The following is a 25,294-nucleotide window of genomic DNA, read 5'->3' on the forward strand; positions in this document are numbered from 1 at the left end:
TTTCCATCGCCCCTTTCGGCTTCATCATTATTTTAGTCTTTAGCGCACTGCCCTGCTTCGAGTCTTACTGGTTGTAGGCGCTCTCGCCGTGGCTGTTGACGTCCAGCCCCTCGCGTTCCTGCTCTTCCGGTACTCTCAGGCCCACCATCGCGCCCGCGATCTTGAAAGCGATAAAGGCGGCGACGCTCGACCACACCAGGGTGATCAGCACGCTCACCAGTTGGATCCAGACCTGATGGCCCATCGTCACCCCTTCGGCGTAGCCGGTGCCGCCCAGCGAAGAGGCGGTGAACACGCCGGTCAGCAGGCAGCCGACGATGCCGCACACCCCATGCACGCCGAACACGTCGCAGGTGTCGTCCACCTTCAGCCATTTCTTCAGCGTCACGACACCCCACAGGCCGGCGACGCCGCCCACCAGGCCGATGATCAACGCCCCGCCCACGCTCACGGTGCCCGCCGCAGGCGTCACCGCAACCAACCCGGCGATCATGCCGGAGCAGGCGCCCAGCAGCGAAGGCTTGCCGCGCAGCACCCATTCGGCGAAGGTCCAGGAGAGAATGGCGCCCGCGGTGGCAACCACCGTGTTGAGGAATGCCAGGGCCGCAATGCCGTTGGCCGCGCTGGCGGAACCGGCGTTGAAGCCGAACCAGCCGATATACAGGATGGACGCCCCGGTAAACACCATCGGCAGGTTGTGAGGTTTGAACGCCTCTTTACCGAAGCCGGCGCGTTTGCCGATCAGGTAGGCACCAATCAGCCCGGCGCTGGCGGCGTTGATGTGCACCACGGTGCCGCCGGCGAAGTCCAGTGCGCCGTCGGTGGCCAGATAGCCGCCGCCCCACACCATGTGCGCGATCGGCAGGTAAGACAGGGTGAACCATACGATCGCGAAGATCAGCACCGCCGAGAAGCGAATGCGTTCAGCGAAGCCGCCCACCACCAGCGCCACGGTAATGCAGGCGAAGGACGCCTGGAAGGCGACGTGGATCATCTGGCTGATGCTGCCGGTAACGCTGTCGATGCCGATGCCTTTCAGCATCGCCGTTTCGAACCCGCCGAATACCGCATTGCCCTCGCTGAACGCCAGGCTGTAGCCATACAGCACCCACAGCACGCAGACCAGCGCGAAAGTGACGGTGACCTGCGTCAGCATCGACAGCACGTTTTTGCCACGCAGCAGGCCGCCGTAAAACAGCGCGATGCCCGGCAGCGTCATGAACAGCACCAGCGCGGTGCAGATCATCATAAAGGCGTTGTCGGCCTTATCGGCGACCGCCGGGGCGGCCAGGGCCAAAGAAGGAACCAGGGTTACCGAACTCAGGCCCAACATGGATAACAGTCTTTTCATTATCAATCCATCCCCATTGCTTAACTGAGTTCGTGGTTACAGTGCCGATTCGTCGGTTTCGCCGGTGCGAATGCGGATCACGCGTTGCAACTCGGCAACGAAAATTTTGCCGTCGCCGATTTTACCGGTGTAGGCGGCTTTGCTAATCACATCAACCACTTCATCCAACTGATCGTCGGCGATAGCGATATCGATTTTGACCTTGGGCAAGAAGTTGACGTTATATTCGGCGCCGCGATACAGCTCGGCATGCCCCTTCTGGCGGCCAAAGCCCTTCACTTCGGTTACGGTCAACCCCTGAATGCCCACGGAGGACAGAGCCTCGCGCACATCCTCCAGCTTGAACGGTTTGATTACCACGGTCACCAGCTTCATATTGCCCCTCCACGAATTAAGCCCAAACTCACCCCTGGTACGCGTCATATGTAGCAAGGGCTGTGCCAAATTTAATTTTTGTATGACGATTCAGCGGATTAGCGCACACGCGGGCGCCGCCGCGACGCAGCACAGCACCGATACCTTGAATGGGTTAAATAATGCGCACTGATTTGGTGCGCATCGCGTCGAAAAAGTGCAGAAAGGGGGCATGGCACAGGCGGGTTGCCTGCTTGTGGTGCGTGGGAAAGAAACAAGGGCCGCGATCGCGGCCCCTGGGATCAGGCGGGTTGACTCTCCTCGCGCACCGCTTCCGCCAACTGCTCGCCCGCCAGCTGCAGCTGATACATCTGGTAGTAGCGCCCCTGCTGCGCCAGCAGCTGTTGATGGTTGCCCTGCTCCACCGCCTGGCCGCGATGCAGCACCAGGATGGAGTCGGCATCGACGATGGTCGACAGCCGGTGGGCGATCACCACCAGCGTGGTGTGCTCGCGGATCGCACGCAGCGCGCGCTGGATCGCCTGTTCGGTGCCCGAGTCGATATTGGCAGTCGCCTCGTCGAGGATCAGAATCTGCGGCGCCTGCACCAAGACCCGCGCCATCGCCAGCAGCTGTTTCTGCCCGACCGACAGGTTATTGCCCTGCTCCCCCAACCGTGTGTGAATACCCTGCGGGAAGCCGCGCACCAGATCCGCCAGCTGCACCGTTTCCAGCGCCCGCCAAACGGCGTCTTCCTCGATGTTACGCCCCAGCGTGACGTTGGCCAGTACCGAATCGGCGATCACCACCGGATCTTGCTGCACCATCGCTACGCCCTGACGCAGCGTGCGGTGCGACAGGCTGGAGATCGGGCGGCCATCGAGACGCACTTCCCCCTCGCTGACCGGGTAATAGCCCATCAGCAGGTTGGCCAAGGTGCTCTTGCCGCTGCCGGTATGCCCGACCAGCGCCACGAAGCCGCGTGATGGCACCGCCAGCGAAATATGCTGCAGCACCTTTTTGTCCGCACGGTAAGCGAAGCTCAGATCGGTGATGTCGATGCGGCCACCGGCCAACGGACGATCGTCAATACCGTAACTCTGCTGGCTGCGATCCATCAGCTCGAAAATGCGTTCGCCGGCCACCACCGCCTGCTGCAGGATCGATTGCTGTGACGTCAGCTCGATCAGCGGTTCATTCAGGCGCCCCAGGTAGTTGATGAAGGCGTAGAGGACGCCGACGCCAATCACGCCCTCGCCGCTGAAGCCGAACAGCATCAACAGGCCGCACAGCACCAGCGCCGAAAACAGGCTGAGCAGCGGCCGCAGCAGAAAACCGTCGAGCCGTAGGGTCTGCATACGCGCAAGATAATGCGACTGGCTGGCGGCGCTCATGCGCTCGCCGAAGCGCACCTGCTGGCGGAACTGCTGAATCACGCCCATGCCGTTGATCACTTCGTTGAAACCGTCGTTGATGTCCGCCAGATAGCTGCGCACCCGGCGCACGATCGGCGTGCTGTAGTATTGATAGATGCCCATCACCACGAACACCGCCGGGAAGATGCAGACCGCCACCAGCGCCATGCGCCAGTCGAGGCTGAACATCGCCACCAGCATGGTGCCGATCAGCGCGGCGCTTTTCAGCACCGTGGAGACCACCATTACGTACAGATCCTTGATCACCTCGGTGTCGTTGGTAACGCGCGAGATCAATTGCCCGACCGGCTGCGTGTCGAAGGCGCTGAGCGGCTGGCGCAGCGCGGCGTCCATCACGTCAGTACGCAGCCGCTGCACCACCCCCACCGCCGCCTGGTTGAACAGCAGCGCCTGGAAGTAGTGCAGCGCCGCCGCCAGCAGCTCCAGCAGAATGTAAGCCGCCGCCAGCCCGCCGACGAGCGTCAGCGGCAGTTGTCCTTTGGCGACGTAGTTATCGATAAAATAGCTCACCAGGATCGGCCCGGCGACTTCCGCCGCCGCCGCGATCCACAGCATCAGCACCGCCAGCCCCAGCGGTTTGCGGTACGGCGAGCCATAGGCCAGCAGCCGCTTCAGCGTCGGCCACAGCTTTTGCACTTTATTCATCGGCCAACGCCTCCTCGCCGTTTTCCGGCGCTTCGTCCAGCGCCGCTTCCAGCTGCTGATAACGGTACATATCGCGATACCAGCCCGGCTGCGCCGCCAGCGCCGCCGGGTCGCCGCGTTGCGCTACGCCGCCGTGCTGCATCACCAGGATCTCGCTGGCTTCGGTCAATGCCGACAGCCGGTGCGCACTGATGATCACCGTACGATCTTGCCCCCAGCTGCGCAGGTTGTGCAGGATTTGGTGTTCGGTACGGCCATCCACCGCCGACAGCGCGTCGTCGAGGATCAGGATCTCCGCATCCAGCAGCAGCGCACGCGCAATGGAGATGCGCTGTTTCTGCCCGCCCGACAGCATCACGCCGCGTTCGCCCACTTCGGTGTCATAGCCCTGCGGCAGCCGCAGAATGTCCTCATGAACGCTGGCCAACCGCGCCGCCTGTTCGATCTGCGCCTGCGTCGCCCCCGGATGGCCCAGCGCGATGTTGTTCGCCACGGTATCGGAGAACAGGAACGGCGTCTGGCTCACCACCGACAGCCGCGAACGCCAGTCGTCGAGTTTGACCTGCGGCAACGGCAGGCCGTGATAGCGGATCTGCCCTTGGTCGACGTCGAACTGGCGCTGGATCAGCGACAACAGCGTCGACTTGCCGGCGCCGGTCGGCCCGCACAGCCCCAGCATCTGCCCCGGCTTCAGCGTCAGCGCCACGTCATGCAGCGCCGGATGTGGGTTTTCCGGGTAGTGGAACGCGCGGATATCCACGTCCAGCACGCCGCGGCCGGCCGGCAGCGCCTGCGGGCCGTCCTGCACCGCCGGCGCCTCGTCGAGCAGGCTGCGGATGCGGCTGTAGGCCGCGCTGCCGCGTTCAACGATGTTGAACATCCAGGCCAGCGCCAGCATCGGCCAGATCATCAGGCCGAGATACATCACAAAGCTGGTCAGCTGCCCGAGCGTCAGCGACCCGTTCACCACCATCCAGCTGCCGCCGCCGATGGCCAGCAGGTTAGAGGCGCCGATGGCGATATAAATGGTCGGATCGAAGCGCGCATCCACCCGCGCCACATGCATGTTTTTGGCCCCGGTCTGCGCCGCCACCTCGGCAAAGCGATTGGATTGGTGATCTTCCAGCCCAAAGGCCTTGATCATGCGGATGCTGGTCATGCTTTCCTGCGCCTGATCGTTCAGGCTGGAAAACGCCGCCTGCGCCGATTTAAAACGCTGGTGCAGCTGGTCGCCGTAATATTTGATGGCGATCGCCATCAGCGGCATCGGGATTAACGCCAGCACCGTCAGCTGCCAGCTGATTTGGGTGCTCATCACCACCAGCACCACCAACCCCATCACCAGCGAATCCACCAGCGTCAGCACGCCTTCACCGGCGGCGAATACCACACGGTCCACGTCGTTGGTGGCGCGCGCCATCAGATCGCCGGTGCGGTGGCGCAGGTAGAACGCCGGGTTTTGCCGGCTGAGCTGGCGGTAAAAGTTTTCGCGCAGCTCGACCGCCAACTGGTAGGACGCGCCGAACAGCAACACCCGCCACACATAGCGCAGCAGGTAAACGACGATCGCGGTGCCGATCATCAGCCCGAGCCAGGCCATCAGCACACCGGTGGACATCTGTTTTTCGGTGATACCGTCCACGATGATGCCGACCAGCTTAGGCGGCAGCAGTTGCAGGATGGCGATGACGATCAGCAGCACCACCGCCCCGAGGTAGCGGCGCCACTCCCGGCGGAAGTACCAGCCAATTTGAGCAAATAATCTCACGCAGTTTGATTCCAGGGTTTTATGGGATTTGTCTCTTTTTCTGCTTTAGCAGAGCAGGATACCACCGTTAAGCCGCCCGTCCGGTGAACTTTTCACTCCGGTACCGGCAGCGCGGTGGTGTATTTGATTTTTTCCATGGCAAAGCTTGAGGTGACATCGATGAGGCCCGGTACGCCGTTCACCAGACGCTTATAAAAGCCGTCGTAGCTTTTCATGTCCGCCACTTCGACCTGCATCAGGTAGTCGTACTCCCCCGCCATGCGGTAGAACGCCAGCACCTCGGGCATCTGGCTGGTCAACTGCACAAACGCCTGATACCACTCGCTGCTGTGCTGCTGGGTCTTGATCAGCACGAACGCCGTCAGCCCCAGGCCGAGCTTTTCGTTATCCAGCAAGGCCACCCGGCCGCGGATATAGCCCTCGTCCTCCAGGCGCTTCAGCCGTTTCCAGCACGGCGTCGAGGTCAAATTGACCGCATCGGCCAGCGTCTGCAGCGACTGGGTGCAATCTTGCTGCAGCATGCACAGCAGCTTACGGTCTGTTTTATCTAACATATCGGCTACCAGGAGAAAAACTTTCTCTCATTAGGCGATTAAACAGGAAAAATGGCAATCCTTTTTTCCTGCCGACAGGCTATGCTACGCCATAAACCAGCCCCCTATTCTGAGGCCAAATCATGACAAACTCTTGGGTAAAATATGCTATCGGTGAAATAGAAGCGGATTTTCAGCGCTCCGCCGATACGCACCTGATCCGCCTGAACCTGCCGGCGTTTCCCGGCATCTGCCTGTATCTGAAGGATGAGAGCACCCACCCGACCGGCAGCCTGAAACACCGCCTGGCGCGCTCGCTGTTCCTTTATGGCCTGTGCAATGGCTGGATCACCGAGAACACCACCATCATCGAGGCCTCTTCCGGCAGCACCGCGGTGTCCGAAGCCTACTTCGCTCGTCTGATCGGCCTGCCGTTCATCGCGGTGATGCCGTCCTGCACCGCGCGCCGCAAGGTGGAGCAGATTGCCTTTTACGGCGGCCGCTGCCACTTCGTCGATCATGCCGCTCAGATCTACGCCGCCTCCGAACAGCTGGCGCAAGAGCTGAAAGGCCACTATATGGATCAGTTCACCTACGCCGAACGCGCCACCGACTGGCGCGGCAACAACAATATCGCCGACAGCATCTTCCGCCAGATGGCGCGCGAACCCTTCCCGGTGCCGAAACACATCGTGATGAGCGCCGGCACCGGCGGCACCTCCGCCACGCTGGGGCGCTATATCCGCTATCAGGGGCACAACACCCAATTGACGGTGGTCGATCCGGAAAACTCGGTGTTCTATGACTGCTTCCACCACGGCGATCGCACCCTGATCGGCAGCTGCGGCAGCCGTATCGAAGGCATCGGCCGCCCGCGCGCCGAACCGTCGTTCATCCCGTCGGTGGTCGACAGCATGCTGCGGGTGCCGGATGCCGCCAGCGTCGCCACCATTCACTGGCTGGAAGGCGTGCTCGGCCGCAAGGTTGGCGCCTCCACCGGCACCAATGTCTGGGGTGCGCTGCAGCTGGCGAAACAGATGCGGGAAAACGGCGAGCAAGGGTCGATCGTCACCCTGCTGTGCGACAGCGGCGAGCGTTACCTGGATACCTATTACAACCCGGAATGGGTCAGCAACAACATCGGCGATCTGCAGCCTTATCTGGCGCAGCTGGCGGATTTGTAACGCCAGGCGTTAGGTAAAAAAAAGCCGGGTAGTCATACCCGGCCGGCTGTAAGGAGAACCTCATTCTTCGGGGGAATAGGTGAGGCAAGGTGAACGCAGCCAATGTTGTAAATAGTGGGCCACCGCCTGCTGTTGGCAATGGCCGATAACCGGTAGCTGCGGCAGCAGGGATTTCAGCTGCGGCAGGGCGTTGCCCATCACCACACCGTGTCCCACCGCCCCCAGCATCTCTTTGTCGTTCATCGCGTCGCCGAACGCCATGCAGTCGGCCATCGTCAGCCCCAGATGGCGGCTCAGCCGGTCCAGCGCCGTGCCCTTGTTGCAACCGAGCGGCAGCACCTCCAGGCAGTCGTAGGCGGAAAAGCACAGATCGGCCTCACCACCCAGCTGTGCCCGCAGCTGCACCTGCAATGCCAGCAACTCCTCATGCGGCGCGACAAAACACACCTTGCTGTTACCGAACGCCGGCAGGCGGCGCACGTCAGCCAGCTGAAAACGAAAGCCGCTCAGGTGATGTGCCCGCAGCATCTCTTCCGGCACGGGGAATTCGGTCAGCCAACCTTCGTCGCGGAACACATGCATGCTGGCGCGGGTACGCCAATGATGATGCAGCACCTCTTCGGCGACCGCTGCCGGCAGATCGGTGGCATGCAGCTGTTGGCCGCGGTTGTCATACACACGCGTACCATTGCCGGTGATCAGGTAGCCCTGCAGCCCCAGCTGCGCCATGATCGGCTGCGCGTCAAGGTAATGCCGCCCGGTGGCGAACGTCACCACCATCTCCCGCTCCACCAGCTGGTTCAGCACCGCCAGCGTTTCCGGGCCAATCCGGTGATCCAGCATCAACAACGTGCCGTCCATATCGAAAGCTGCCAGGCGATACATAAAGACCTCTTGAATGTGAACGCGATTGCAATCAATGCAGTATGGGATGGCATTTACGGAAGTAATAGTGAACAATTTGAGAAAACTGTTCCGGATTTCTGCCCATGCGCCTGGTTCACCGTCTCAGCCAATATCAACGCCTGTACCATCAGCTCGGCAGCGCGCCGGTCGCCGCGACCATCGGCGAGCTGGCGGCGATGTTCTACTGCAGCGAACGCCACGCCCGCACGCTGGTGCAGCAGCTGCAGGATCAGGGCTGGTTGAGCTGGCATTCGCAGCCCGGCCGCGGCAAACGCGCCCGCCTGCACTGCCTGAAAACCCCGGATGAGCTGCGCGCGCAGCTGTTGCAACAGCTGCTGCAACAGGGCAATCATCAGGGGGCGCTGGAAATGGCGCAACTCGATCCGCAGCACCTGCAGGATCTGCTCAGCCCGCACCTCGGCGGACAATGGCAGGCCGGCAGCCCGACGCTGCGCATTCCCTATTACCGCACGCTGGAAGCGCTCGACCCGCTCACGCTGACCGGCCGCGCCGAACAACATCTGGTGTCGACCCTGCACGCCGGGCTGACGCGCCTGATGACCGGTAACCCGGAACCGCAGCCCGACCTGGCGCACCACTGGCAGATTGGCGAGCACGGCCTGCGCTGGCGCTTCTTCCTGCGCAGCCAGCTGCGTTGGCATAACGGTGAACCGCTGACCGGCCAACAGCTGCTGCAAACGCTGGAAAAACTGCAGCGCCACCCGCGCAGCCAACCCAGCCTAGCCAACGTCGCGAACATCAGCTTGCCGCATCCGCTGTGCATTCAGTTCGATCTGCACCTGCCGGACTATTGGCTGGCCCACCGGCTGGCGGAGCTGCCTTGTCTGATGACCCACCCGGAGCTGCCGACCATCGGCGCCGGCCCGTTCAAACTGGCGTTGAATGAACCGCAGTTGGTGAGGCTGGAACAGCACGCCGGTTACCATCTGCAGCATCCGTATCTGGACACCATCGAATACTGGATCACGCCCGATCTGCCCACCGCCGGCGCCGACACCAGCTGCCAGCATCCGGTGCGCATCACCATCGGTCAGCAAGACGACTTGGCGCTGGCCCGGCCGGTACAGCGCAGCATGAGCCTGGGCTGGTGTTATTTGGCGCTGAACCTGCGCCACGGCGTGCTGAGCGAAGCCCAGGGGCAAAAGCTGCTGATGCTGATCCAGCAGTCCGGCCTGCTGAACCATCTGCCGATCCCCAACAGCGTGATCACCCCCAGCCATGAAATGCTGCCCGGCTGGCGCATCCCCAGCCAACGGATTGAAGAAGATGTCCCCCTGCCCACCCGGCTGACGCTGCTGTATCGGCCGCCGGTCGAGCTGGAAACGGTGACGGCCGCGCTACAACGGCTGTTGGCGCAGCACGGCTGCGAGCTGGAAGTGCGCTACTACGCCGGCAAGCGCTGGCAAAGCGAGGAACAGATCGCCCAGGCCGACCTGCTGCTGGCGGACAACCTGATCGGCGAGGCGCCGGAGGCGACGTTGGAGAGCTGGCTGCGTCAGGATACGCTGTGGCGCGGCATCCTGACGGAAAGCCGCTGGCAGCATCAACAGGATACGCTGCAGCAGATCCAGCAGCTGCAGGCGCAGCAACCGCGCTTCGAACAGCTGCAGGCCTATTATCAACAGCTGATGGCCGCCGCCATCATCACGCCGCTGTTTCACTACCAGTATCAGATCAGCGCACCGCCGCGCATGCATGGCGTGACGCTGACCGCGCACGGCTGGTTCGATTTTTGCCAGGCGTGGCTGCCGCCGCCGGTGGACGACGCACCGGCCTGAGCCGAACCGTCCTGCGCCTGGCGGCCCTTTCTGCTACTATTGTCGCCGCAACGCAATTTTTATCCTGCCGCCCGAATGTGTATCGGGAATGGCCAAAGTCCAAAAAGGTGATTTTATGAAGCGCGCGGTTGTCGTTTTCAGCGGTGGACAAGACTCCACGACCTGCTTGATCCAGGCATTGCAACAGTATGACGAAGTTCACTGCGTCACGTTCGATTATGGCCAGCGCCATCGCGCCGAGATTGAAGTGGCTCAAGAGCTGTCGGTGGCCCTCGGCGCCAAAGCGCACAAGGTGCTGGACGTAACGCTGCTCAATGAGCTGGCCGTCAGCAGCCTGACGCGCGACAATATTCCGGTTCCCGCCTACGATCCCAATCAGAAAAATGCGTTGCCGAGCACCTTCGTGCCGGGCCGCAATATCCTGTTCCTGACGCTGGCGGCGATCTACGCCTACCAGGTGGAAGCGGAAGCGGTGATCACCGGCGTGTGTGAAACCGACTTCTCCGGCTACCCGGATTGCCGCGACGAGTTCGTCAAAGCGTTGAACAAGGCGGTGGTGCTGGGCATCGCTCGCGATATCCGCTTCGAAACGCCGCTGATGTGGCTGAACAAGGCCGAGACCTGGGCGCTGGCGGATTATTACCACCAGTTGGATCGCGTGCGGCAGGATACGCTGACCTGCTACAACGGCATCAAGGGTGACGGCTGTGGTGAATGCGCTGCCTGCAACCTGCGCGCCAATGGCCTGATGCAGTACCGGGCCAACCAGGCGGAAGTGATGGCAGCGTTGAAACAGAAGGCCGCGCTGGCCTGAGGCAGTGACGGCGGCAGCTCCTGCCGCCCGTGTGAGCTTACTGCGGATTTTCCTTCAGCGTGAGCGCCTCCAGGTGCTCGCGCAATTCGCCTTCAATCGGCAGCGCCCGCTGCGTTTTCAGATCGACACACACAAAAGTCAGCAGCGCGTCGGCCACCGGCGTTCCGGCCGGATCCTGCGTCACCTTTTGACTCAGCACCCCGCTCTTGCCGTTGAGCTGCACCATCTGGCTGTCGATACGCAGCTTATCGCCCAATACTGCCGGGCTGCGGTAATTGATATTGATGTTCACCACGATGAAAGCGATGTTGTTTTCCGTCATCCAGCGGAACCCGGCCTCGTTTTCCAGCCACTCCCAGCGCGCCTCTTCCAGAAACTCCAGATAGCGGGCGTTGTTAACGTGCTGGTAAACATCAAGGTGATAACCGCGAACTTTGATAAAGGTTTGCATAGGGAACGATCGCTCCTGCCTGGTGATTACAGAAAGAGGGAGCCGCAGAGGCTCCCTCGCCCGTTTGGTCAACGCGCCAAACTGGTAAGACCTGTGAAATGTAGCAGAGGAGTCATGGCCTCAGCGGCATTTTGCCACGCAGCCGCGACCGGGATCACATTTTCAGCCGGGTGCGGTTCTTCTCAAACAGCGCCGGCCCGATGCCCGGCACCTCCTGCAACTGCTCAACCTGGGTGAACGGCCCATTCTGCTCGCGGTAGCGCACAATGCCTTCCGCCTTCTTCAGACCGACGCCACTCAAGGCAGCGGCCAGCTGTTCGGCGGTGGCCTGATTGATGCTGACCGCCGCCTCTTCGGTTGCCTTGGTCATCACCGATTGCCCGCCATTGCTCGTCGGTGTTGAGAGCATCGGCGCCGGTGCCTCGGTTTTATCCACCGCAGCGACCGGCCCCGCCAGGCACAACAGCAGCGCGGTCAGCGCAGCTTTAATGTGATGCTGATAACCTGATAACGCTGATTTTTTCTCTGTATGTTGCATGCTGTATCCTCCTTGTGTGTGACAGCACGGCTACCTTGCCGCGGCGGCGAATATTCAGCAATCGGCGGATATCAGATGTGGAAAAGGCCGCGAAAGCGGCCTTTGTTTGTTGCACTGCGTTGCAGAAAAATGCGGCGATTACTGAGGCTGTTGCTCAGCGGCGCCCATTTTGATCTTGGCTTCTTTACGCAGGCTCGCCAGCAGCGAATCGAAGGAAACGCCGGTCGCGCCCTCTTCCATCTTGCCGACGAAGGTTTTCATTTCGTCTTCCGGCAGCGTGCCTGGTTTCACCGCATCGAGCGCGATCAGCACCACGTTGTCCTGACGATCCTGCGACATGCCGTACACCGGTTTACCGTCCTGCGGGTGCGGCAGCGCGAATACGCTCTCCACCAGCTGGCTGTCTTCCGGCGCGCGTGCCATCTTCTGCACGGCGCCAAAGCTCAGGCCGGCGGCTTTCATCGCTTCGTCGCCCTTGCCCTGCTTCAGCTCAACCAGCAGCTTCTCACCCTGCAGTTTCGCTTCCTGCACCGCTTTGTTACGCTTCACCAGCTCGGCCACGCGGTCTTTCACCTGGTCGAAAGGCTCGATACCTTCCGGCTTATGGCCGCTCACGCGCACCACGAAGGCGCGGTCGCCATCGACGGTGATCACGTCGGAGTTACTGCCCGGCGCGCCATTCTCGCCGATCAGCGAGCCGTCGAAGATCGCCTGCACGACCGGCTTGAAGTTCAGCGCGGCAGGAATGTTGTCACGGGTGAACCAGTCGCTTTGCGCCGCTTTCACGCCGGCCGCTTCTTCAGCCGAGGCCAGAGATTCGTTGTCGCTGGTCGCCGCTTCGCTCACCTTCTGCTGCAGCGCGTAATACGCGTCTACCGCTTTCTCCTGCTGCACCTGCTTGGCGATAGCGTCATGCACTTCGCTCAGCGGTTTCAGTTTCTCAGGTTCGATGTCGTTCAAACGCACGATCAGGAAGCCGACAGAGGATTTCACCACGCCGGACAGCTGCCCTTTCTCAGTCAGGTTAGCCTGCTTCAGCTCGTCGGCGGTGGTTTCCGGCTCCAGCCAGCCCAGCTCACCGCCGGTGCGGCGTGAGATGATGTCGGTAGACTTTTCTTTCGCCAGGGTGGCGAAATCGGCGCCCTTCTTCAGCTCGTCCAACGCCGCATTGGCTTCCGCCTCGGTTTTCAGCTGGATCACGCTGTAGTTTTTACGTTCCGGCTGGCCGTAGCTGCTTTTGTGCTGGTCGTAGTAAGCGCTGATGTCTTCTTCGCTCACTTTCACCTTGTCCTGCATGGACGCGGCGTCCAGCGGGATATAGCTCACCTTCACCTGCTCCGGTGCGATGAAGCTGTTCTTGTTCTGATCGTAATACGCTTTCAGCTCGTCGTCGCCGGCGTTCTGTTTCGCCTGCAGCGCCTTCAGATCGATAGTAGCCATGCGCACGTCGCGCTCTTGCAGCACCAGCGCCGCCATAGCTTGCGATTCGGACGGCAGTACGAAGCCGGATTCGCCGAAGGCCTGGATCAGCTGCTGATTGACCAGTTGCTGGCGCATCGACTGCGCGAAGTTGTCGGCGGTATAGCCCATACGGCCGATCAAATCGAGGTATTTGGCGTTATCGAACTGGCCGTTGGTCTGGAAATAAGGCGCCTTGCGGATGGCGTCTTTGATCTGATCGTCGCTGACCGCCAGACCCAGCTTCTTGGCGTATTGGTCGAGCAGCATGTTGTCGATCAACTGGGACAACACCTGACGACGCATCTGCTGCATGTAGCCTTCGTTGCCGGCCAGCGCAGAGAACTGGTCACCCAGCTGCTGCTGCATACGGCTGCGTTCGCTTTGGAACGCCTGCTCCAGTTGAGCACGTTCGATCGCCTGACCATTTACTTTCGCAGCATAATCGCCGGAGCCGCCGATCAGGTAGTTACCCACCCCGGTCAGAACGAATGACAGGATGATCAGGGCCAGGATGATTTTGAGCACGACGTGATTAGCAGCCGCGCGTAAATTGTCCATCATAGTGTGACAACACTCCGCTGTGATGTGGATTAACAACCCTTGTGCAGGCGCGTTCCCTGCGACAAAAATAAAAAAAGCGCATCAGTCCGATGCGCCTTGTATCTTACCTTACCAGCACCGCTGCGTCAGGTGATTGTTTATTACAAAACCCTGTTACGCTAAACGGTTAGACGCCAAATCAGTTTACAGCGTCTTTCAGCGCTTTCCCTGCACGGAAGGCCGGTACTTTGGCTGCCGCGATCTTGATTTCTTTACCGGTCTGCGGGTTACGGCCGGTACGAGCCGAACGTTCACGCACGGTGAAGGAACCGAAACCTACCAGAGCCACGTCATCCCCTGCTTTCAGAGAGTCGGTAACGGAAGCGATTACTGCGTCTAAAGCACGTCCCGCTGCCGCTTTGGAAATATCAGCACCTGCGGCAATCTTGTCGATCAGTTGTGACTTATTCACTCTATCATCCCCTCTAGAATTCTATCGTCGCACCGAAAAATCCCTACGGTTGCGACAGCGCAGCTGTTATATCAATCCCATCGAACCTTGGCAAGCCACCGACTGGGTGGCAAAACGCGGGCCGACAGAGATCTAACTTAGCGGTACAAAAAAATACTGGCAAGTCCGAAATGGCTTGCCAGTATAAGTTTTATCAATGGTTTTTGCGATTCGTCACTATTTTGCCGCTACCGGCAGTGCGCCGAAGGCCGGGTTTTGCAACGCAATGTTCAAAACTTCATCGATTCGCTGCACCGGATGAATCTCCAGATCGGCGATAACATTGTCCGGGATCTCTTCCAGATCGCGCTTGTTCTCGTAAGGGATCAGCACGGTTTTGATGCCGCCGCGATGCGCCGCCAGCAGCTTCTCTTTCAGGCCGCCGATCGGCAACACCTGGCCGCGCAGCGTGATCTCGCCAGTCATCGCCACATCGGCGCGTACCGGGTTCCCGGTCAAGCAGGAGACCAGCGCGGTGCACATCGCGATACCGGCGCTCGGGCCGTCTTTCGGCGTCGCCCCTTCCGGCACGTGCACATGGATGTCGCGTTTCTCGTAGAAATCGGCGTTGATGCCCAACTTCTCCGCGCGCGCGCGCACCACGGTCAGCGCTGCCTGAATCGATTCCTGCATCACTTCACCCAGAGAACCGGTGTAGGTCAGCTTGCCTTTGCCCGGCACGCAGGCGGTTTCGATGGTCAGCAGATCGCCGCCCACTTCCGTCCACGCCAATCCGGTGACTTCACCCACGCGGTTTTCAGTATCCGCACGGCCGTAATCGACCCGCTGCACGCCCAGGTAATCCTTCAGGTTGTCGCCGTTGATCTCGATATGCTTGCGCTTCTTGTCCATCAGCAGCGTTTTCACCGCTTTACGGCACAGCTTGGAGATTTCACGCTCCAGGCTACGCACCCCGGCTTCGCGGGTGTAGAAGCGAATGATACCGATGATGGCGCTGTCGTCGACCGTCAGCTCGCCTTTTTTCAGCGCGTTGCGCTCAAGCTGCTTCGGCAGCAGGTGCTGCTTGGCGATGTTAAGCTTCTCGTCCTCGGTGTAACCCGACAGGCGGATCACTTCCATACGGTCCAGCAGCGGCGCAGGAATGTTCATCGAGTTCGAGGTGGCAACGAACATCACGTCGGACAGATCGTAATCCACTTCCAGGTAGTGGTCGTTGAACGCCACGTTCTGTTCCGGATCCAGCACCTCCAGCAGAGCGGAGGCCGGATCGCCGCGCATGTCGGACGACATCTTGTCGATCTCATCCAGCAGGAACAGCGGATTCTTCACCCCAACCTTGGCCATTTTCTGGATCAGCTTGCCCGGCATCGAACCGATATAGGTACGGCGGTGACCGCGGATTTCCGCTTCGTCACGCACGCCGCCCAACGCCATGCGCACGTACTGGCGCCCGGTCGCTTTGGCGATCGACTGCCCCAGCGAGGTTTTACCTACGCCCGGCGGCCCTACCAGACACAGGATCGGCCCTTTGATTTTGCTGACGCGGCTCTGTACCGCGAGGTACTCGAGGATGCGATCCTTGACGCGCTCCAGGCCGTAGTGATCGGTATCGAGCACTTCCTGCGCCTTGACCAGGTCTTTTTTCACCTTGCTGCGCGCGTTCCACGGCACCTGCAACATCCAGTCGATGTAGCCGCGCACCACGGTCGCTTCCGCCGACATCGGCGACATCATCTTCAGCTTCTGCAGTTCCGCTTCGGTTTTCTCGCGCGCCTCTTTCGGCATTTTCGCCGCATCGATTTTGCGCTTCAGCGCTTCGTGCTCGTCCGGCGCTTCGTCCATCTCGCCCAGTTCTTTCTGAATCGCCTTCATCTGCTCATTCAGATAGTACTCGCGCTGGCTCTTCTCCATCTGCTTCTTGACGCGGTTACGGATGCGTTTCTCGACCTGCAACAGGTCGATCTCCGACTCCATCATCGCCATCAGGTATTCCAGACGCTCGGTGATGTCGGACATCTCGAGCACCGACTGCTTGTCGCTGAGTTTCAGCGGCATGTGGGCAGCGATGGTGTCCGCCAGGCGCGCGGCGTCATCGATGCTGTTCAGTGAAGTCAGCACCTCCGGCGGGATTTTTTTGTTCAGTTTGATATAACCTTCAAACTGATTGATCGCGGTGCGCACCAGCACTTCCTGCTCGCGCTCGTCGATCGCTGGCGAATCAAGGTATTCCGCCTGCGCGGCAAAATGCTCACCGCTGTCGGACAGCGTAGTGATACGCGCGCGCTGCAGCCCCTCGACCAGCACTTTTACCGTGCCGTCCGGCAGCTTCAGCATCTGCAAGATAGACGCTACGGTGCCAACCGAGAACAAGTCGTTAATGCCAGGTTCATCCGTTGAGGCCTCTTTCTGTGCCACCAGCATGATCTTCTTATCGTGATCCATTGCGGCTTCGAGGCACCGAATCGATTTTTCCCGGCCAACAAATAACGGGATCACCATGTGCGGATAAACCACCACGTCGCGCAATGGCAGGACGGGGATTTCAATGCGTTCGGAACGCTCAGGGTTCATAGAGCTCTCTCTTAGTTTAATTTCCGCCAGGTTGAGGGGGAATCTCATGAGACGCAAGCATCTAACGTTTCATAAAATCTGGTTAATGAGTATATGGGGATGAATCTCTTACATTCAACGGCAAGAATGCAGGAAAAAGAAATGGGGGATGAAATCCCCCATTTTGCTGATAACGCTCTGGTTTAACTGGCTAATTATTCGCCAGATGCCTGGGCTTCCGGCTTGCCGTAAATCAGTAGCGGCTTGGATTGGCCGGCGATGACCGACTCATCGATCACCACTTTGTCTACGCTGTCCATCGACGGCAGATCGTACATGGTGTCGAGCAGCGCGCCTTCCACGATGGAACGCAGGCCGCGGGCACCGGTTTTGCGCGCCATGGCTTTCTTGGCGATGGCGTTCAGCGCTTCGTCGCGGAACTCCAGCTCCACGCCTTCCAGATTGAACAGCGCCTGATACTGCTTGGTCAGGGCGTTCTTCGGCTCTTTCAGGATTTGAATCAGCGCGTCTTCGCTCAGTTCGCTCAGGGTCGCCACCACCGGCAGACGGCCGATGAACTCCGGGATCAGACCGAATTTGATCAGGTCTTCCGGTTCAGCCTGCAGCAGCAGTTCGCCTTCGGTGGCCTTCTCGGACTCGCCCTTGACGGTCGCGCCGAAACCGATGCCGGAGCCGGTGTTGACGCGCTGACCGATCACCTTATCCAGGCCGGCGAATGCGCCGCCGCAGATAAACAGGATCTTGGAGGTATCGACCTGCAGGAACTCCTGTTGCGGATGCTTGCGGCCGCCCTGCGGCGGAACCGCGGCAATGGTGCCTTCAATCAGCTTCAGCAGCGCCTGCTGCACGCCTTCACCCGAGACGTCACGCGTGATCGACGGGTTGTCGGACTTGCGGGAAATCTTATCGATTTCATCGATATAAACGATGCCGCGCTGCGCTTTCTGCACGTCATAGTCACATTTTTGCAACAGCTTCTGGATAATATTTTCCACGTCCTCACCCACGTAACCGGCTTCGGTCAGCGTGGTGGCGTCGGCCATGGTGAAGGGCACGTCCAGGAAACGCGCCAGCGTTTCCGCCAGCAGCGTTTTACCGCTGCCGGTCGGGCCGATCAGCAAGATGTTGCTCTTGCCCAACTCGATACCGTTGCTGGTATCGCCGTTGCGCAGGCGTTTGTAGTGGTTGTACACCGCAACCGCCAGCACTTTCTTCGCCTGCTCCTGGCCGATGACGTAGTCATCCAGGTGGTGGCGAATTTCGTGCGGCGTCGGGAGCGCACTGCGCTCACGATGCGGGGCAACTTCTTTAATCTCTTCGCGAATAATGTCGTTACACAGATCGACACATTCATCGCAGATATACACTGACGGCCCGGCAATCAGCTTACGCACTTCATGCTGGCTTTTGCCGCAAAAAGAGCAGTACAGCAGCTTTCCTGAACCGTCTTTGCGCTTATCTGTCATCAGTCAAACCTCTTCTTTAGTCTTGTCCCGCAGGAAAATCACGGCGGCAGTGCGCCCAAACTCATATCGGGAACGCCGAGGGTCACAACAGAGCGAGCCCCTGCCCACTCTGATTACTATAGTCCATCGGCGCCGCGTGATTCTAGCTGCGGTGTGTCAGAATGCCGTCAACCAGGCCGTATTCCACGGCTTCTTCCGCGGTCATAAAGCGATCGCGCTCGGTGTCACGCTCGATCTGCTCCAGCGGCTGGCCGGTATGCTCAGCCATCAGTTCGTTCATGCGCGCTTTCACCTTGAGGATTTCACGCGCGTGGATTTCGATGTCCGTCGCCTGGCCCTGGTAGCCGCCCAGCGGCTGGTGAATCATCACGCGCGAGTTCGGCAGGCAGAAACGCTTGCCTTTGGCGCCGGCGGTCAGCAGGAAGGAGCCCATCGAGCACGCCTGGCCCATACAGATAGTGCTGACGTCCGGCTTGATGAACTTCATGGTGTCGTAAATCGACATGCCCGCGGTAATTACCCCACCCGGCGAGTTGATGTAGAGGTAAATGTCTTTTTCCGGGCTTTCCGCTTCGAGGAACAGCATTTGCGCCACGATCAGGTTGGCCATGTGATCTTCCACCTGGCCGGTCAGGAAAATGATGCGCTCTTTCAGCAGGCGGGAATAGATGTCGTAAGAACGCTCCCCGCGTGAAGTCTGCTCTACCACCATCGGCACCAGCGCCATGTTCGGTGCAAATTGATCTCGTTCGCCACTGTATGACATTACCGTCTCCTAATAGAAATTGCCTTGGCGGCCAGGGTGTCACCCTAATACGCCGATTCTACTTGAGAACGGCCATGATGACTATGCTCAAGCATTCGACCCACGCCACACGTACCCGACGGTTATTTCATCCCGCGCACTTTGGCAAACAGCCCCAGAATTATTCTTTACAGATTGGGGGATCCCGGCGCGATTTCAAGCCCAGAAGTCGATTTTCTCCGCGCGCCGGAAACGATGCCGTTATTCTGACCGTTATCATGCCAGCCAGTTCCCCAGGCAACAGGGTAAATATAGTGCATATTGCCCCGCTTAACCTGAGATTAATCAGCAACGTGGCAAAAAGAAAAGCCCGCAACCTGAGGTTGCGGGCTTTTTCATCGTGCGCCGGTTCGCCAGGCGAAACCGGGGGCGCCGTTCATCGCGCCCGGCACGCCGGCATTACGCCTGTTGAGTCTGGTTCATCAGCTCGCTGAAGGTAGTGGCTTTTTCAGTCACTTTCGCTTTTGCCAGCAGGGCTTCAACCGCTTGCTCTTCCAGAGCCACGTTGCGCATGTTGTTCATCAGCTCTTTGTTTTTGCTGTAGAACTCGATGACTTCGCTCGGATCTTCGTAGGCAGAAGCCATTTCTTCGATCAGCGTCTTCACGCGGTCTTCGTCAGCTTTCAGATCGTTGGTGCTGATCACTTCGCCCAGCAGCAGGCCAACCACTACGCGGCGTTTCGCTTGCTCTTCGAACAGCTCGCGTGGCAGTTCCAGCGCTTGCTTCTCGTTGCCGCCGAAACGCTGTGCAGCCTGACGACGCAGCACGTCGATTTCGCCGTCGATCAGGGCAGCAGGCACGTCGATTTCGTTCGCGCTCACCAGACCGTCGATCGCCTGAGACTTGATGCGGTTACGCACGGCGCCTTTCAGCTCGCGCTCCATGTTCTTGCGAACTTCGGTGCGCAGGCCGGCAACGGAACCGTCCGCCACGCCGAAACGCTTGATGAACTCTTCGGTCAGTTCCGGCAGCTCGCGCTCTTCAACTTTCTTCAGCACGATAGCGAATTTGGCCGCTTTGCCCTTCAGGTTTTCCGCGTGGTAATCTTCCGGGAAGTTCACGTCGATGGAGAACTCTTCGCCCGCTTTGTGACCGACCAGACCTTCTTCGAAGCCTGGGATCATGCGGCCCTGGCCCATTGCCAGTACGAAGTCGGACGCTTTGCCGCCTTCGAACTCTTCACCGTCGATAGAACCGGTGAAGTCAACGGTCACGCGATCTTCAGCTTCCGCTGCGCGATCGGTTTCTTTCCAGGTAGCCTGCTGCTTGCGCAGGGTGTCCAGCATCGCGTCGACGTCTTCGTCGTTCACTTCAACCACCGGTTTTTCAACCGCGATGTTTTCCAGGCCTTTCAGCTCAACTTCTGGATACACTTCGAATTCAACGGCGAAAGTGAAGTCTTCACCTTCTTTGTACTCGCCCGGCACGTAGTTTGGTGCGCCGGCCGGATTAATCTTTTCTTTGATGATCGCGTCAACGAAGCTGCGCTGCATCGCTTCGCCCAGCACGTCCTGACGAACAGAAGCGCCGTAACGCTGTTCCACGATGTTCATCGGCACTTTGCCTTTGCGGAAGCCGTCGATACGCACGCTTTTCGCTGCGTTGATCAGCTCTTTCTTCACCGCCTGCTTGATAGTATCAGCCGGTACAGTAATAGAGAGACGGCGCCCAAGGCCTTGAGTGGTTTCTACTGAAACTTGCATCTTGTTACCTCAAAAAAATCACAGTGCTCGGTCAACTCCGTTCCAAGAACCAGGACGGCTACAAATAAGAACCGAGTTCCCTGATGACAGAAGCGTCCCGAAACCATTCCGGAAAAATAAGACGCGACATTATAGCGGCGCATGCATGGCGAGTCGAGGAAAGCTAGGCGGCGCAGGCGCGCTAAAACTCACACTTTTGCCGATTCAATCGCCAAAAGGCCGCCAAAACAGACCGAACGTTGGCCATATTGCGCATCGGCCGTGTCGTCGTCAAAAACAGAAACGGCCCGCAGGCCGTTTCAAAATTCGTCAGTAGTAATACCCTAATTCGAGGGCAAAGTTCCACTGATACCTGAAAATTTCCCCCTCAGGCCAGCGTCCCGGCGCCGCGGCACGGCGGCGAGGCCGGCACGGTATCCTGCAATCCTTCCCACTCTTTGAGCGTATAGGTGTGCAGCGCCAGCGCGTGTACGCCATCGGCCAGTTCTTCCGACAGTACGCCGTAGATAGAGCGGTGACGCGTCAAAAACCGTTCGCCGACGAAGCGATCGCTGACCAATACCACTTTGAAATGACTTTCTGAACCCGCCGGAACGTTATGACGATAGCTTTCATCAACGACTTCCAGATACGCGGGCTCAAACGCCGCCCTTAACTTTGCTTCTATTTGCTCGCGAATCATAGGATCTCCTTACAACACCGGCAGAGGACCGTGCCCATCTAGTTCAATATTAGCCGGTTTTCCCCCGTTTAGACCATCGCCTGGACAAATTTCTCTTTTCTGCGGTCAGATGATGAGCGTTATCCCCGCCGCTTGGGGGATTATCCGATTGAGCAGGCCAAAAAAGCGTGTTTTTATCAACGGCAGGTAAAAATTTGTCACTCAGGCGCCTTCCGCGCTTCCACCGCACGGCGGCGATGCTATGATGTCGGCAATTTGTTGTCGGCTATCCCGCTCTGATTATTGCTAAATCCATCGAGAATGAGACAGAAAACATGTTAAAGAAACTTTGTCTTCCTTTGCTGGCCGCCCTGCTGCTGGCCGGCTGTGCGACCAGCAGCAACACCCTGAACGTCACGCCGAAAATCGTTCTGCCGCAGCAGGATCCTACCCTGCAGGGCATCACCATCAGCATCAACGGCGCGGATCAACGCACCGATCAGGCGCTGGCCAAGGTAAACCGCGACGGTCAGCTGGTTACGCTGACGCCATCGCGCGATCTGCGTTTCCTGTTGCAGGAAGTGCTGGAGAAACAAATGGGCGCACGCGGCTACATGATCGGCGCCGACGGCCCGGTGGCGCTGCAGATCGTCGTCAATAACCTGTACGCGGACGTCTCCGAAGGCAATCTGCGCTACAACATCACCACCAAAGCCGACATCTCGATCATCGCCCAGGCGAAGAACGGCAACAAGCAGGTGAAAAATTACCGCTCAACCTATAACGTGCAGGGCGCCTTCACGGCCACCAACGAGAAGATCACCGACGCCGTCAACTCCGTGCTGGGCGACGTGATCGCCGACATGGCCCAGGACACCAGCGTCAACGACTTTATCAAGCAAAACGCGCGCTAATCGACGCGCCTTGCGCCGCCCGGCGGATCGGGCGGCGCAGACAGGGAACTCATGTCGAAACACTATCTGAACATCTTCACCCAGCGTAACTCCGCCATTCTGCTGCTGCTGGGCTTCGCGTCGGGTCTGCCGCTGGCACTGACCTCCGGCACGCTGCAAGCCTGGATGACCGTCGAAAACATCGATCTGAAAACCATCGGCATTTTCTCGCTGGTGGGCCAGGCCTACGTCTTCAAATTCCTCTGGTCGCCCTTCATGGACCGCTATACCCCGCCGTTCCTCGGGCGGCGCCGCGGTTGGCTGCTGATCAGCCAGCTGCTGCTGGTGGCGGCGATCGTGGCGATGGGCTTCATGCAACCCGCGCAGCACCTGTGGTGGCTGGCGGCGTTGGCGGTGCTGGTGGCGTTCTGCTCCGCCTCGCAAGATATCGTGTTCGACGCTTATAAAACCGACCTGCTGAAAGCCGAAGAACGCGGCACGGGTGCGGCGATATCGGTACTGGGTTATCGGCTGGCGATGCTGGTTTCCGGCGGCCTGGCGCTGTGGCTGGCGGATCGCTATTTCGGCTGGCAAGCCACCTACTGGCTGATGGCCGGATTGATGCTGATCGGCGTGGCCGCCACGCTGCTGGCACCGGAGCCGGATGAAAGCATCCCGGCGCCGCGCACTATGGAACAGGCGGTCGTCGCGCCGCTGCGCGATTTCTTCGGCCGCAACAACGCCTGGCTGATCCTGCTGCTGATCGTGATGTACAAAATGGGCGACGCCTTCGCCGGCAGCCTGAGCACCACGTTCCTGATCCGCGGCGTGGGGTTCGACGCCGGTGAAGTCGGGCTGGTCAACAAAACCCTCGGCCTGTTCGCCACCATCGTCGGCGCCCTGTTCGGCGGCGTGCTGATGCAGCGCCTTAGCCTGTTCCGCGCGCTGATGCTGTTCGGCGTCCTGCAGGCAGTCTCCAACCTCGGGTATTGGATCCTGGCGGTGACCGACAAGAGCCTGCTCACCATGGGCAGCGCCATCTTCCTCGAAAACCTGTGCGGCGGCATGGGCACCGCGGCCTTCGTGGCGCTGCTGATGACGCTGTGCAACCGTTCGTTCTCCGCCACCCAGTTTGCGCTGTTGTCGGCGCTGTCCGCCGTGGGCCGCGTTTATGTCGGCCCGATCGCCGGCTGGTTCGTCGAAGCCCACGGCTGGCCGCTGTTCTACCTGTTCTCGATCGCCGCCGCCCTGCCCGGCTTGCTGCTGCTCGGCATCTGCCGCCAGACGCTGGAACACACCCAGCAGCACGGCGACTTTATGCCGCGCACCGAGTTTTCAGGATCTTACCGCTGGGCGCTGCGCTTGCTGACGCTGGGCTGTTCGCTGTTGGGTCTGTGGTTGCTGTTGCTGGTCGCCAATGCGCTGGGCTGGACGCAGGAACCGCTGTTGGCCGATCGGCTGCTGCAGGTCGGCGCCGCGCTGAGCCTGCTCGGCGTCGCGATGGGCAGCACGCTGGATTACCTGGCGTTGCGCCGCACCCGTTTGGCATAATCTGACCGGCCGGCGATTTCGCCGGCCGAAAAAAAAGCGATCCGCAGGTATATTTATTTCGCTAAAAAAAGATAATCGGCGTGGAAATTATTTTTTTATCCGGCTACGGCGCTCGGAAATAAAATTAAATTCACCTTTAAGACACAATTATTTTACATTAAATAAACCTTTTCTGCGTATTTCCCCGCCGCGCATTTCTTCGCCAAATTCATCATACCTTTAGTTTTCCTTAACATACGGGCTGCTCGTCACGATTCAGCGTGCCAACGCGTTGTTGTCATTGGTAAATTGTCACGCAGGGTTACATCTGTGACCCCCTTAACAGAAAGTGTCAACAAGCCGCTGACACTCCCTTAAGCATGTTTACAGTACTGCAACCTTCCCGTAAAATGCCCGCACACATGAAACGACAATTGAGCCTTTGTTATTGAGGTCGTTAGATGAGACTTAAGAAATACAATAAAAGTATTGGGATGCTGTCATTAATCGCAGCCACTGTATTGCTCAGTGGTTGCGATATGGTTTTGATGAATCCCAAAGGAGCAATTGGTGTTGAGCAACGGACACTGATTATCACTGCAATCGCGTTGATGTTGATCGTGGTGGTGCCAGTTATCTTCATGGCGTTCGCCTTTGCCTGGAAGTATCGTTCTTCCAACAAAGACGCCAAGTACAGTCCGAACTGGGCCCACTCCAACAAGATCGAAGCGGTCGTCTGGACCATTCCTATCATTATCATCGCCATCCTTGGCACCATTACCTGGAAGACTACCCACGAGCTCGACCCGTTCAAGCCGATTGTCACTGACAAGAAGCCGATGACGATCGAAGTGGTGTCGCTCGACTGGAAATGGCTGTTCATCTACCCGGAACAAGGCATTGCGACGGTTAATGAGCTGGCGTTCCCGAAAGATGTTCCAGTCGAATTCAAGATCACCTCTAACTCGGTAATGAACTCGTTCTTTATCCCGCAGTTAGGTGGGCAGATTTATGCGATGGCCGGCATGCAGACCAAACTGCACCTGATCGGCAACGAAGCCGGTGCCTACAAGGGCATCTCCAGCAGCTACAGCGGCGCAGGCTTCTCCGGTATGAAATTCACCGCGATCGTTACCCCGACCGAAGGCGACTTCGATCAGTGGGTGGCCAAGGTGAAGGCATCGTCTAAAAACCTGAACACCACCGACGACTTTAACAAACTGGCAGAGCCGAGTGAAAACAACCCGGTTGAGTACTTTGCCGCTGTCAAACCGAATTTGTTCAAAGAAACAATTGCCAAATTCATGGGCGACATGGATATGCACAAGGGCGCTGGCGCGCACGAAGGCATGGACATGAGCCAAGGTATGGACATGGGTGAACATGCTGCTCACGCCGGAGCCGAGGAATAA

General features: G+C 59.1%; 21 protein-coding genes. 6 read left to right on the top strand and 15 right to left on the bottom strand.

Features of this window, described 5'->3' with window-relative positions; genetic code table 11:
* Positions 1-64: 64 nt before the first annotated feature.
* From amtB to FHU12_RS16635, 5 genes are all read right to left on the bottom strand, one after another.
* On the bottom strand, positions 65-1,351 hold the full coding sequence (amtB, locus tag FHU12_RS16615; protein WP_141970639.1) for an ammonium transporter AmtB: 1,287 nt from the start codon (positions 1,349-1,351) through the stop codon (positions 65-67).
* Between the two features lie 36 nt (positions 1,352-1,387).
* Complete coding sequence (gene glnK, locus FHU12_RS16620) at positions 1,388-1,726, bottom strand: P-II family nitrogen regulator (protein WP_004940327.1); 339 nt, start codon at positions 1,724-1,726, stop codon at positions 1,388-1,390.
* Between the two features lie 281 nt (positions 1,727-2,007).
* Positions 2,008-3,786 (bottom strand): multidrug efflux ABC transporter permease/ATP-binding subunit SmdB, encoded by a 1,779-nt coding sequence (gene smdB / locus FHU12_RS16625; protein WP_141970641.1) that lies wholly within the window; start codon positions 3,784-3,786, stop codon positions 2,008-2,010.
* Positions 3,779-5,554 (bottom strand): multidrug efflux ABC transporter permease/ATP-binding subunit SmdA, encoded by a 1,776-nt coding sequence (smdA, locus tag FHU12_RS16630; protein WP_141970644.1) that lies wholly within the window; start codon positions 5,552-5,554, stop codon positions 3,779-3,781. The genes smdB and smdA overlap by 8 nt, the downstream gene beginning before the upstream one ends.
* A gap of 92 nt (positions 5,555-5,646) precedes the next feature.
* Complete coding sequence (locus tag FHU12_RS16635) at positions 5,647-6,108, bottom strand: Lrp/AsnC family transcriptional regulator (RefSeq protein ID WP_141970646.1); 462 nt, start codon at positions 6,106-6,108, stop codon at positions 5,647-5,649.
* Between the two features lie 122 nt (positions 6,109-6,230).
* On the opposite strand from FHU12_RS16635, the gene FHU12_RS16640 reads away from it, so the two are divergent.
* On the top strand, positions 6,231-7,271 hold the full coding sequence (locus FHU12_RS16640) for a PLP-dependent cysteine synthase family protein (protein WP_141970648.1): 1,041 nt from the start codon (positions 6,231-6,233) through the stop codon (positions 7,269-7,271).
* Positions 7,272-7,331: 60 nt separating this feature from the next.
* Here the strand turns inward: FHU12_RS16640 and cof are convergent, their stop codons facing one another.
* Positions 7,332-8,156 (bottom strand): HMP-PP phosphatase, encoded by an 825-nt coding sequence (cof, locus tag FHU12_RS16645; RefSeq protein WP_141970650.1) that lies wholly within the window; start codon positions 8,154-8,156, stop codon positions 7,332-7,334.
* A gap of 104 nt (positions 8,157-8,260) precedes the next feature.
* On the opposite strand from cof, the gene FHU12_RS16650 reads away from it, so the two are divergent.
* Complete coding sequence (locus tag FHU12_RS16650) at positions 8,261-9,976, top strand: SgrR family transcriptional regulator (protein ID WP_141970651.1); 1,716 nt, start codon at positions 8,261-8,263, stop codon at positions 9,974-9,976.
* 115 nt (positions 9,977-10,091) lie between these two features.
* The gene (gene queC, locus FHU12_RS16655) at positions 10,092-10,790 is read left to right on the top strand and encodes a 7-cyano-7-deazaguanine synthase QueC (protein ID WP_049296013.1); all 699 of its coding nucleotides are present in this window, start codon (positions 10,092-10,094) and stop codon (positions 10,788-10,790) included.
* Positions 10,791-10,827: 37 nt separating this feature from the next.
* Here the strand turns inward: queC and FHU12_RS16660 are convergent, their stop codons facing one another.
* The 9 genes from FHU12_RS16660 to bolA all read right to left on the bottom strand — a co-directional run bounded on the left by FHU12_RS16660 (position 10,828) and on the right by bolA (position 21,480).
* Positions 10,828-11,241 carry an acyl-CoA thioesterase gene (locus tag FHU12_RS16660; protein ID WP_025301769.1) on the bottom strand — a complete coding sequence of 138 codons (414 nt, stop codon included), beginning with the start codon at positions 11,239-11,241 and terminating at the stop codon, positions 10,828-10,830.
* A 154-nt stretch (positions 11,242-11,395) separates the two neighbouring features.
* Complete coding sequence (locus FHU12_RS16665) at positions 11,396-11,779, bottom strand: ComEA family DNA-binding protein (protein WP_141970653.1); 384 nt, start codon at positions 11,777-11,779, stop codon at positions 11,396-11,398.
* 138 nt (positions 11,780-11,917) lie between these two features.
* The gene (gene ppiD, locus FHU12_RS16670; RefSeq protein ID WP_141970655.1) at positions 11,918-13,801 is read right to left on the bottom strand and encodes a peptidylprolyl isomerase; all 1,884 of its coding nucleotides are present in this window, start codon (positions 13,799-13,801) and stop codon (positions 11,918-11,920) included.
* A gap of 178 nt (positions 13,802-13,979) precedes the next feature.
* Complete coding sequence (gene hupB, locus FHU12_RS16675; protein WP_004940351.1) at positions 13,980-14,252, bottom strand: nucleoid-associated protein HU-beta; 273 nt, start codon at positions 14,250-14,252, stop codon at positions 13,980-13,982.
* A 216-nt stretch (positions 14,253-14,468) separates the two neighbouring features.
* On the bottom strand, positions 14,469-16,823 hold the full coding sequence (gene lon, locus FHU12_RS16680) for an endopeptidase La (RefSeq protein WP_141970656.1): 2,355 nt from the start codon (positions 16,821-16,823) through the stop codon (positions 14,469-14,471).
* Between the two features lie 194 nt (positions 16,824-17,017).
* Complete coding sequence (clpX, locus tag FHU12_RS16685) at positions 17,018-18,289, bottom strand: ATP-dependent protease ATP-binding subunit ClpX (RefSeq protein ID WP_004940354.1); 1,272 nt, start codon at positions 18,287-18,289, stop codon at positions 17,018-17,020.
* Between the two features lie 142 nt (positions 18,290-18,431).
* Entirely contained in the window at positions 18,432-19,055 is a 624-nt protein-coding gene (gene clpP, locus FHU12_RS16690; RefSeq protein ID WP_004940356.1) for an ATP-dependent Clp endopeptidase proteolytic subunit ClpP, read from the bottom strand.
* Positions 19,056-19,493: 438 nt separating this feature from the next.
* Positions 19,494-20,798, bottom strand: a complete 1,305-nt coding sequence (gene tig, locus FHU12_RS16695) for a trigger factor (RefSeq protein WP_141970659.1) — start codon at positions 20,796-20,798, stop codon at positions 19,494-19,496.
* Positions 20,799-21,165: 367 nt separating this feature from the next.
* Positions 21,166-21,480 (bottom strand): transcriptional regulator BolA, encoded by a 315-nt coding sequence (bolA, locus tag FHU12_RS16700; protein WP_004940361.1) that lies wholly within the window; start codon positions 21,478-21,480, stop codon positions 21,166-21,168.
* A gap of 314 nt (positions 21,481-21,794) precedes the next feature.
* Here bolA and FHU12_RS16705 point away from each other — a divergent pair, with 314 nt between their 5' ends.
* The 3 genes from FHU12_RS16705 (at position 21,795) to cyoA (ending at position 25,294) form a co-directional block, all read left to right on the top strand.
* Positions 21,795-22,373, top strand: coding sequence for a lipoprotein (locus FHU12_RS16705; protein ID WP_025160064.1), 579 nt, complete (start codon positions 21,795-21,797; stop codon positions 22,371-22,373).
* A 51-nt stretch (positions 22,374-22,424) separates the two neighbouring features.
* On the top strand, positions 22,425-23,903 hold the full coding sequence (ampG, locus tag FHU12_RS16710; protein ID WP_141970661.1) for a muropeptide MFS transporter AmpG: 1,479 nt from the start codon (positions 22,425-22,427) through the stop codon (positions 23,901-23,903).
* 440 nt (positions 23,904-24,343) lie between these two features.
* The gene (cyoA, locus tag FHU12_RS16715) at positions 24,344-25,294 is read left to right on the top strand and encodes a cytochrome o ubiquinol oxidase subunit II (RefSeq protein ID WP_073529233.1); all 951 of its coding nucleotides are present in this window, start codon (positions 24,344-24,346) and stop codon (positions 25,292-25,294) included.

Source organism: Serratia marcescens (assembly GCF_006715005.1).
Classification (GTDB): domain Bacteria; phylum Pseudomonadota; class Gammaproteobacteria; order Enterobacterales; family Enterobacteriaceae; genus Serratia; species Serratia montpellierensis.

Coding starts and splice junctions, on each gene's coding strand:
- amtB (WP_141970639.1), bottom strand. CDS start 1,351: ATGAAAAGACTGTTATCCATGTTGGGCCTGAGTTCGGTAACCCTGGTT.
- glnK (WP_004940327.1), bottom strand. CDS start 1,726: ATGAAGCTGGTGACCGTGGTAATCAAACCGTTCAAGCTGGAGGATGTG.
- smdB (WP_141970641.1), bottom strand. CDS start 3,786: ATGAATAAAGTGCAAAAGCTGTGGCCGACGCTGAAGCGGCTGCTGGCC.
- FHU12_RS16635 (WP_141970646.1), bottom strand. CDS start 6,108: ATGTTAGATAAAACAGACCGTAAGCTGCTGTGCATGCTGCAGCAAGAT.
- FHU12_RS16640 (WP_141970648.1), top strand. CDS start 6,231: ATGACAAACTCTTGGGTAAAATATGCTATCGGTGAAATAGAAGCGGAT.
- cof (WP_141970650.1), bottom strand. CDS start 8,156: ATGTATCGCCTGGCAGCTTTCGATATGGACGGCACGTTGTTGATGCTG.
- FHU12_RS16650 (WP_141970651.1), top strand. CDS start 8,261: ATGCGCCTGGTTCACCGTCTCAGCCAATATCAACGCCTGTACCATCAG.
- queC (WP_049296013.1), top strand. CDS start 10,092: ATGAAGCGCGCGGTTGTCGTTTTCAGCGGTGGACAAGACTCCACGACC.
- FHU12_RS16660 (WP_025301769.1), bottom strand. CDS start 11,241: ATGCAAACCTTTATCAAAGTTCGCGGTTATCACCTTGATGTTTACCAG.
- FHU12_RS16665 (WP_141970653.1), bottom strand. CDS start 11,779: ATGCAACATACAGAGAAAAAATCAGCGTTATCAGGTTATCAGCATCAC.
- ppiD (WP_141970655.1), bottom strand. CDS start 13,801: ATGATGGACAATTTACGCGCGGCTGCTAATCACGTCGTGCTCAAAATC.
- lon (WP_141970656.1), bottom strand. CDS start 16,823: ATGAACCCTGAGCGTTCCGAACGCATTGAAATCCCCGTCCTGCCATTG.
- clpX (WP_004940354.1), bottom strand. CDS start 18,289: ATGACAGATAAGCGCAAAGACGGTTCAGGAAAGCTGCTGTACTGCTCT.
- clpP (WP_004940356.1), bottom strand. CDS start 19,055: ATGTCATACAGTGGCGAACGAGATCAATTTGCACCGAACATGGCGCTG.
- tig (WP_141970659.1), bottom strand. CDS start 20,798: ATGCAAGTTTCAGTAGAAACCACTCAAGGCCTTGGGCGCCGTCTCTCT.
- bolA (WP_004940361.1), bottom strand. CDS start 21,480: ATGATTCGCGAGCAAATAGAAGCAAAGTTAAGGGCGGCGTTTGAGCCC.
- FHU12_RS16705 (WP_025160064.1), top strand. CDS start 21,795: ATGTTAAAGAAACTTTGTCTTCCTTTGCTGGCCGCCCTGCTGCTGGCC.
- ampG (WP_141970661.1), top strand. CDS start 22,425: ATGTCGAAACACTATCTGAACATCTTCACCCAGCGTAACTCCGCCATT.
- cyoA (WP_073529233.1), top strand. CDS start 24,344: ATGAGACTTAAGAAATACAATAAAAGTATTGGGATGCTGTCATTAATC.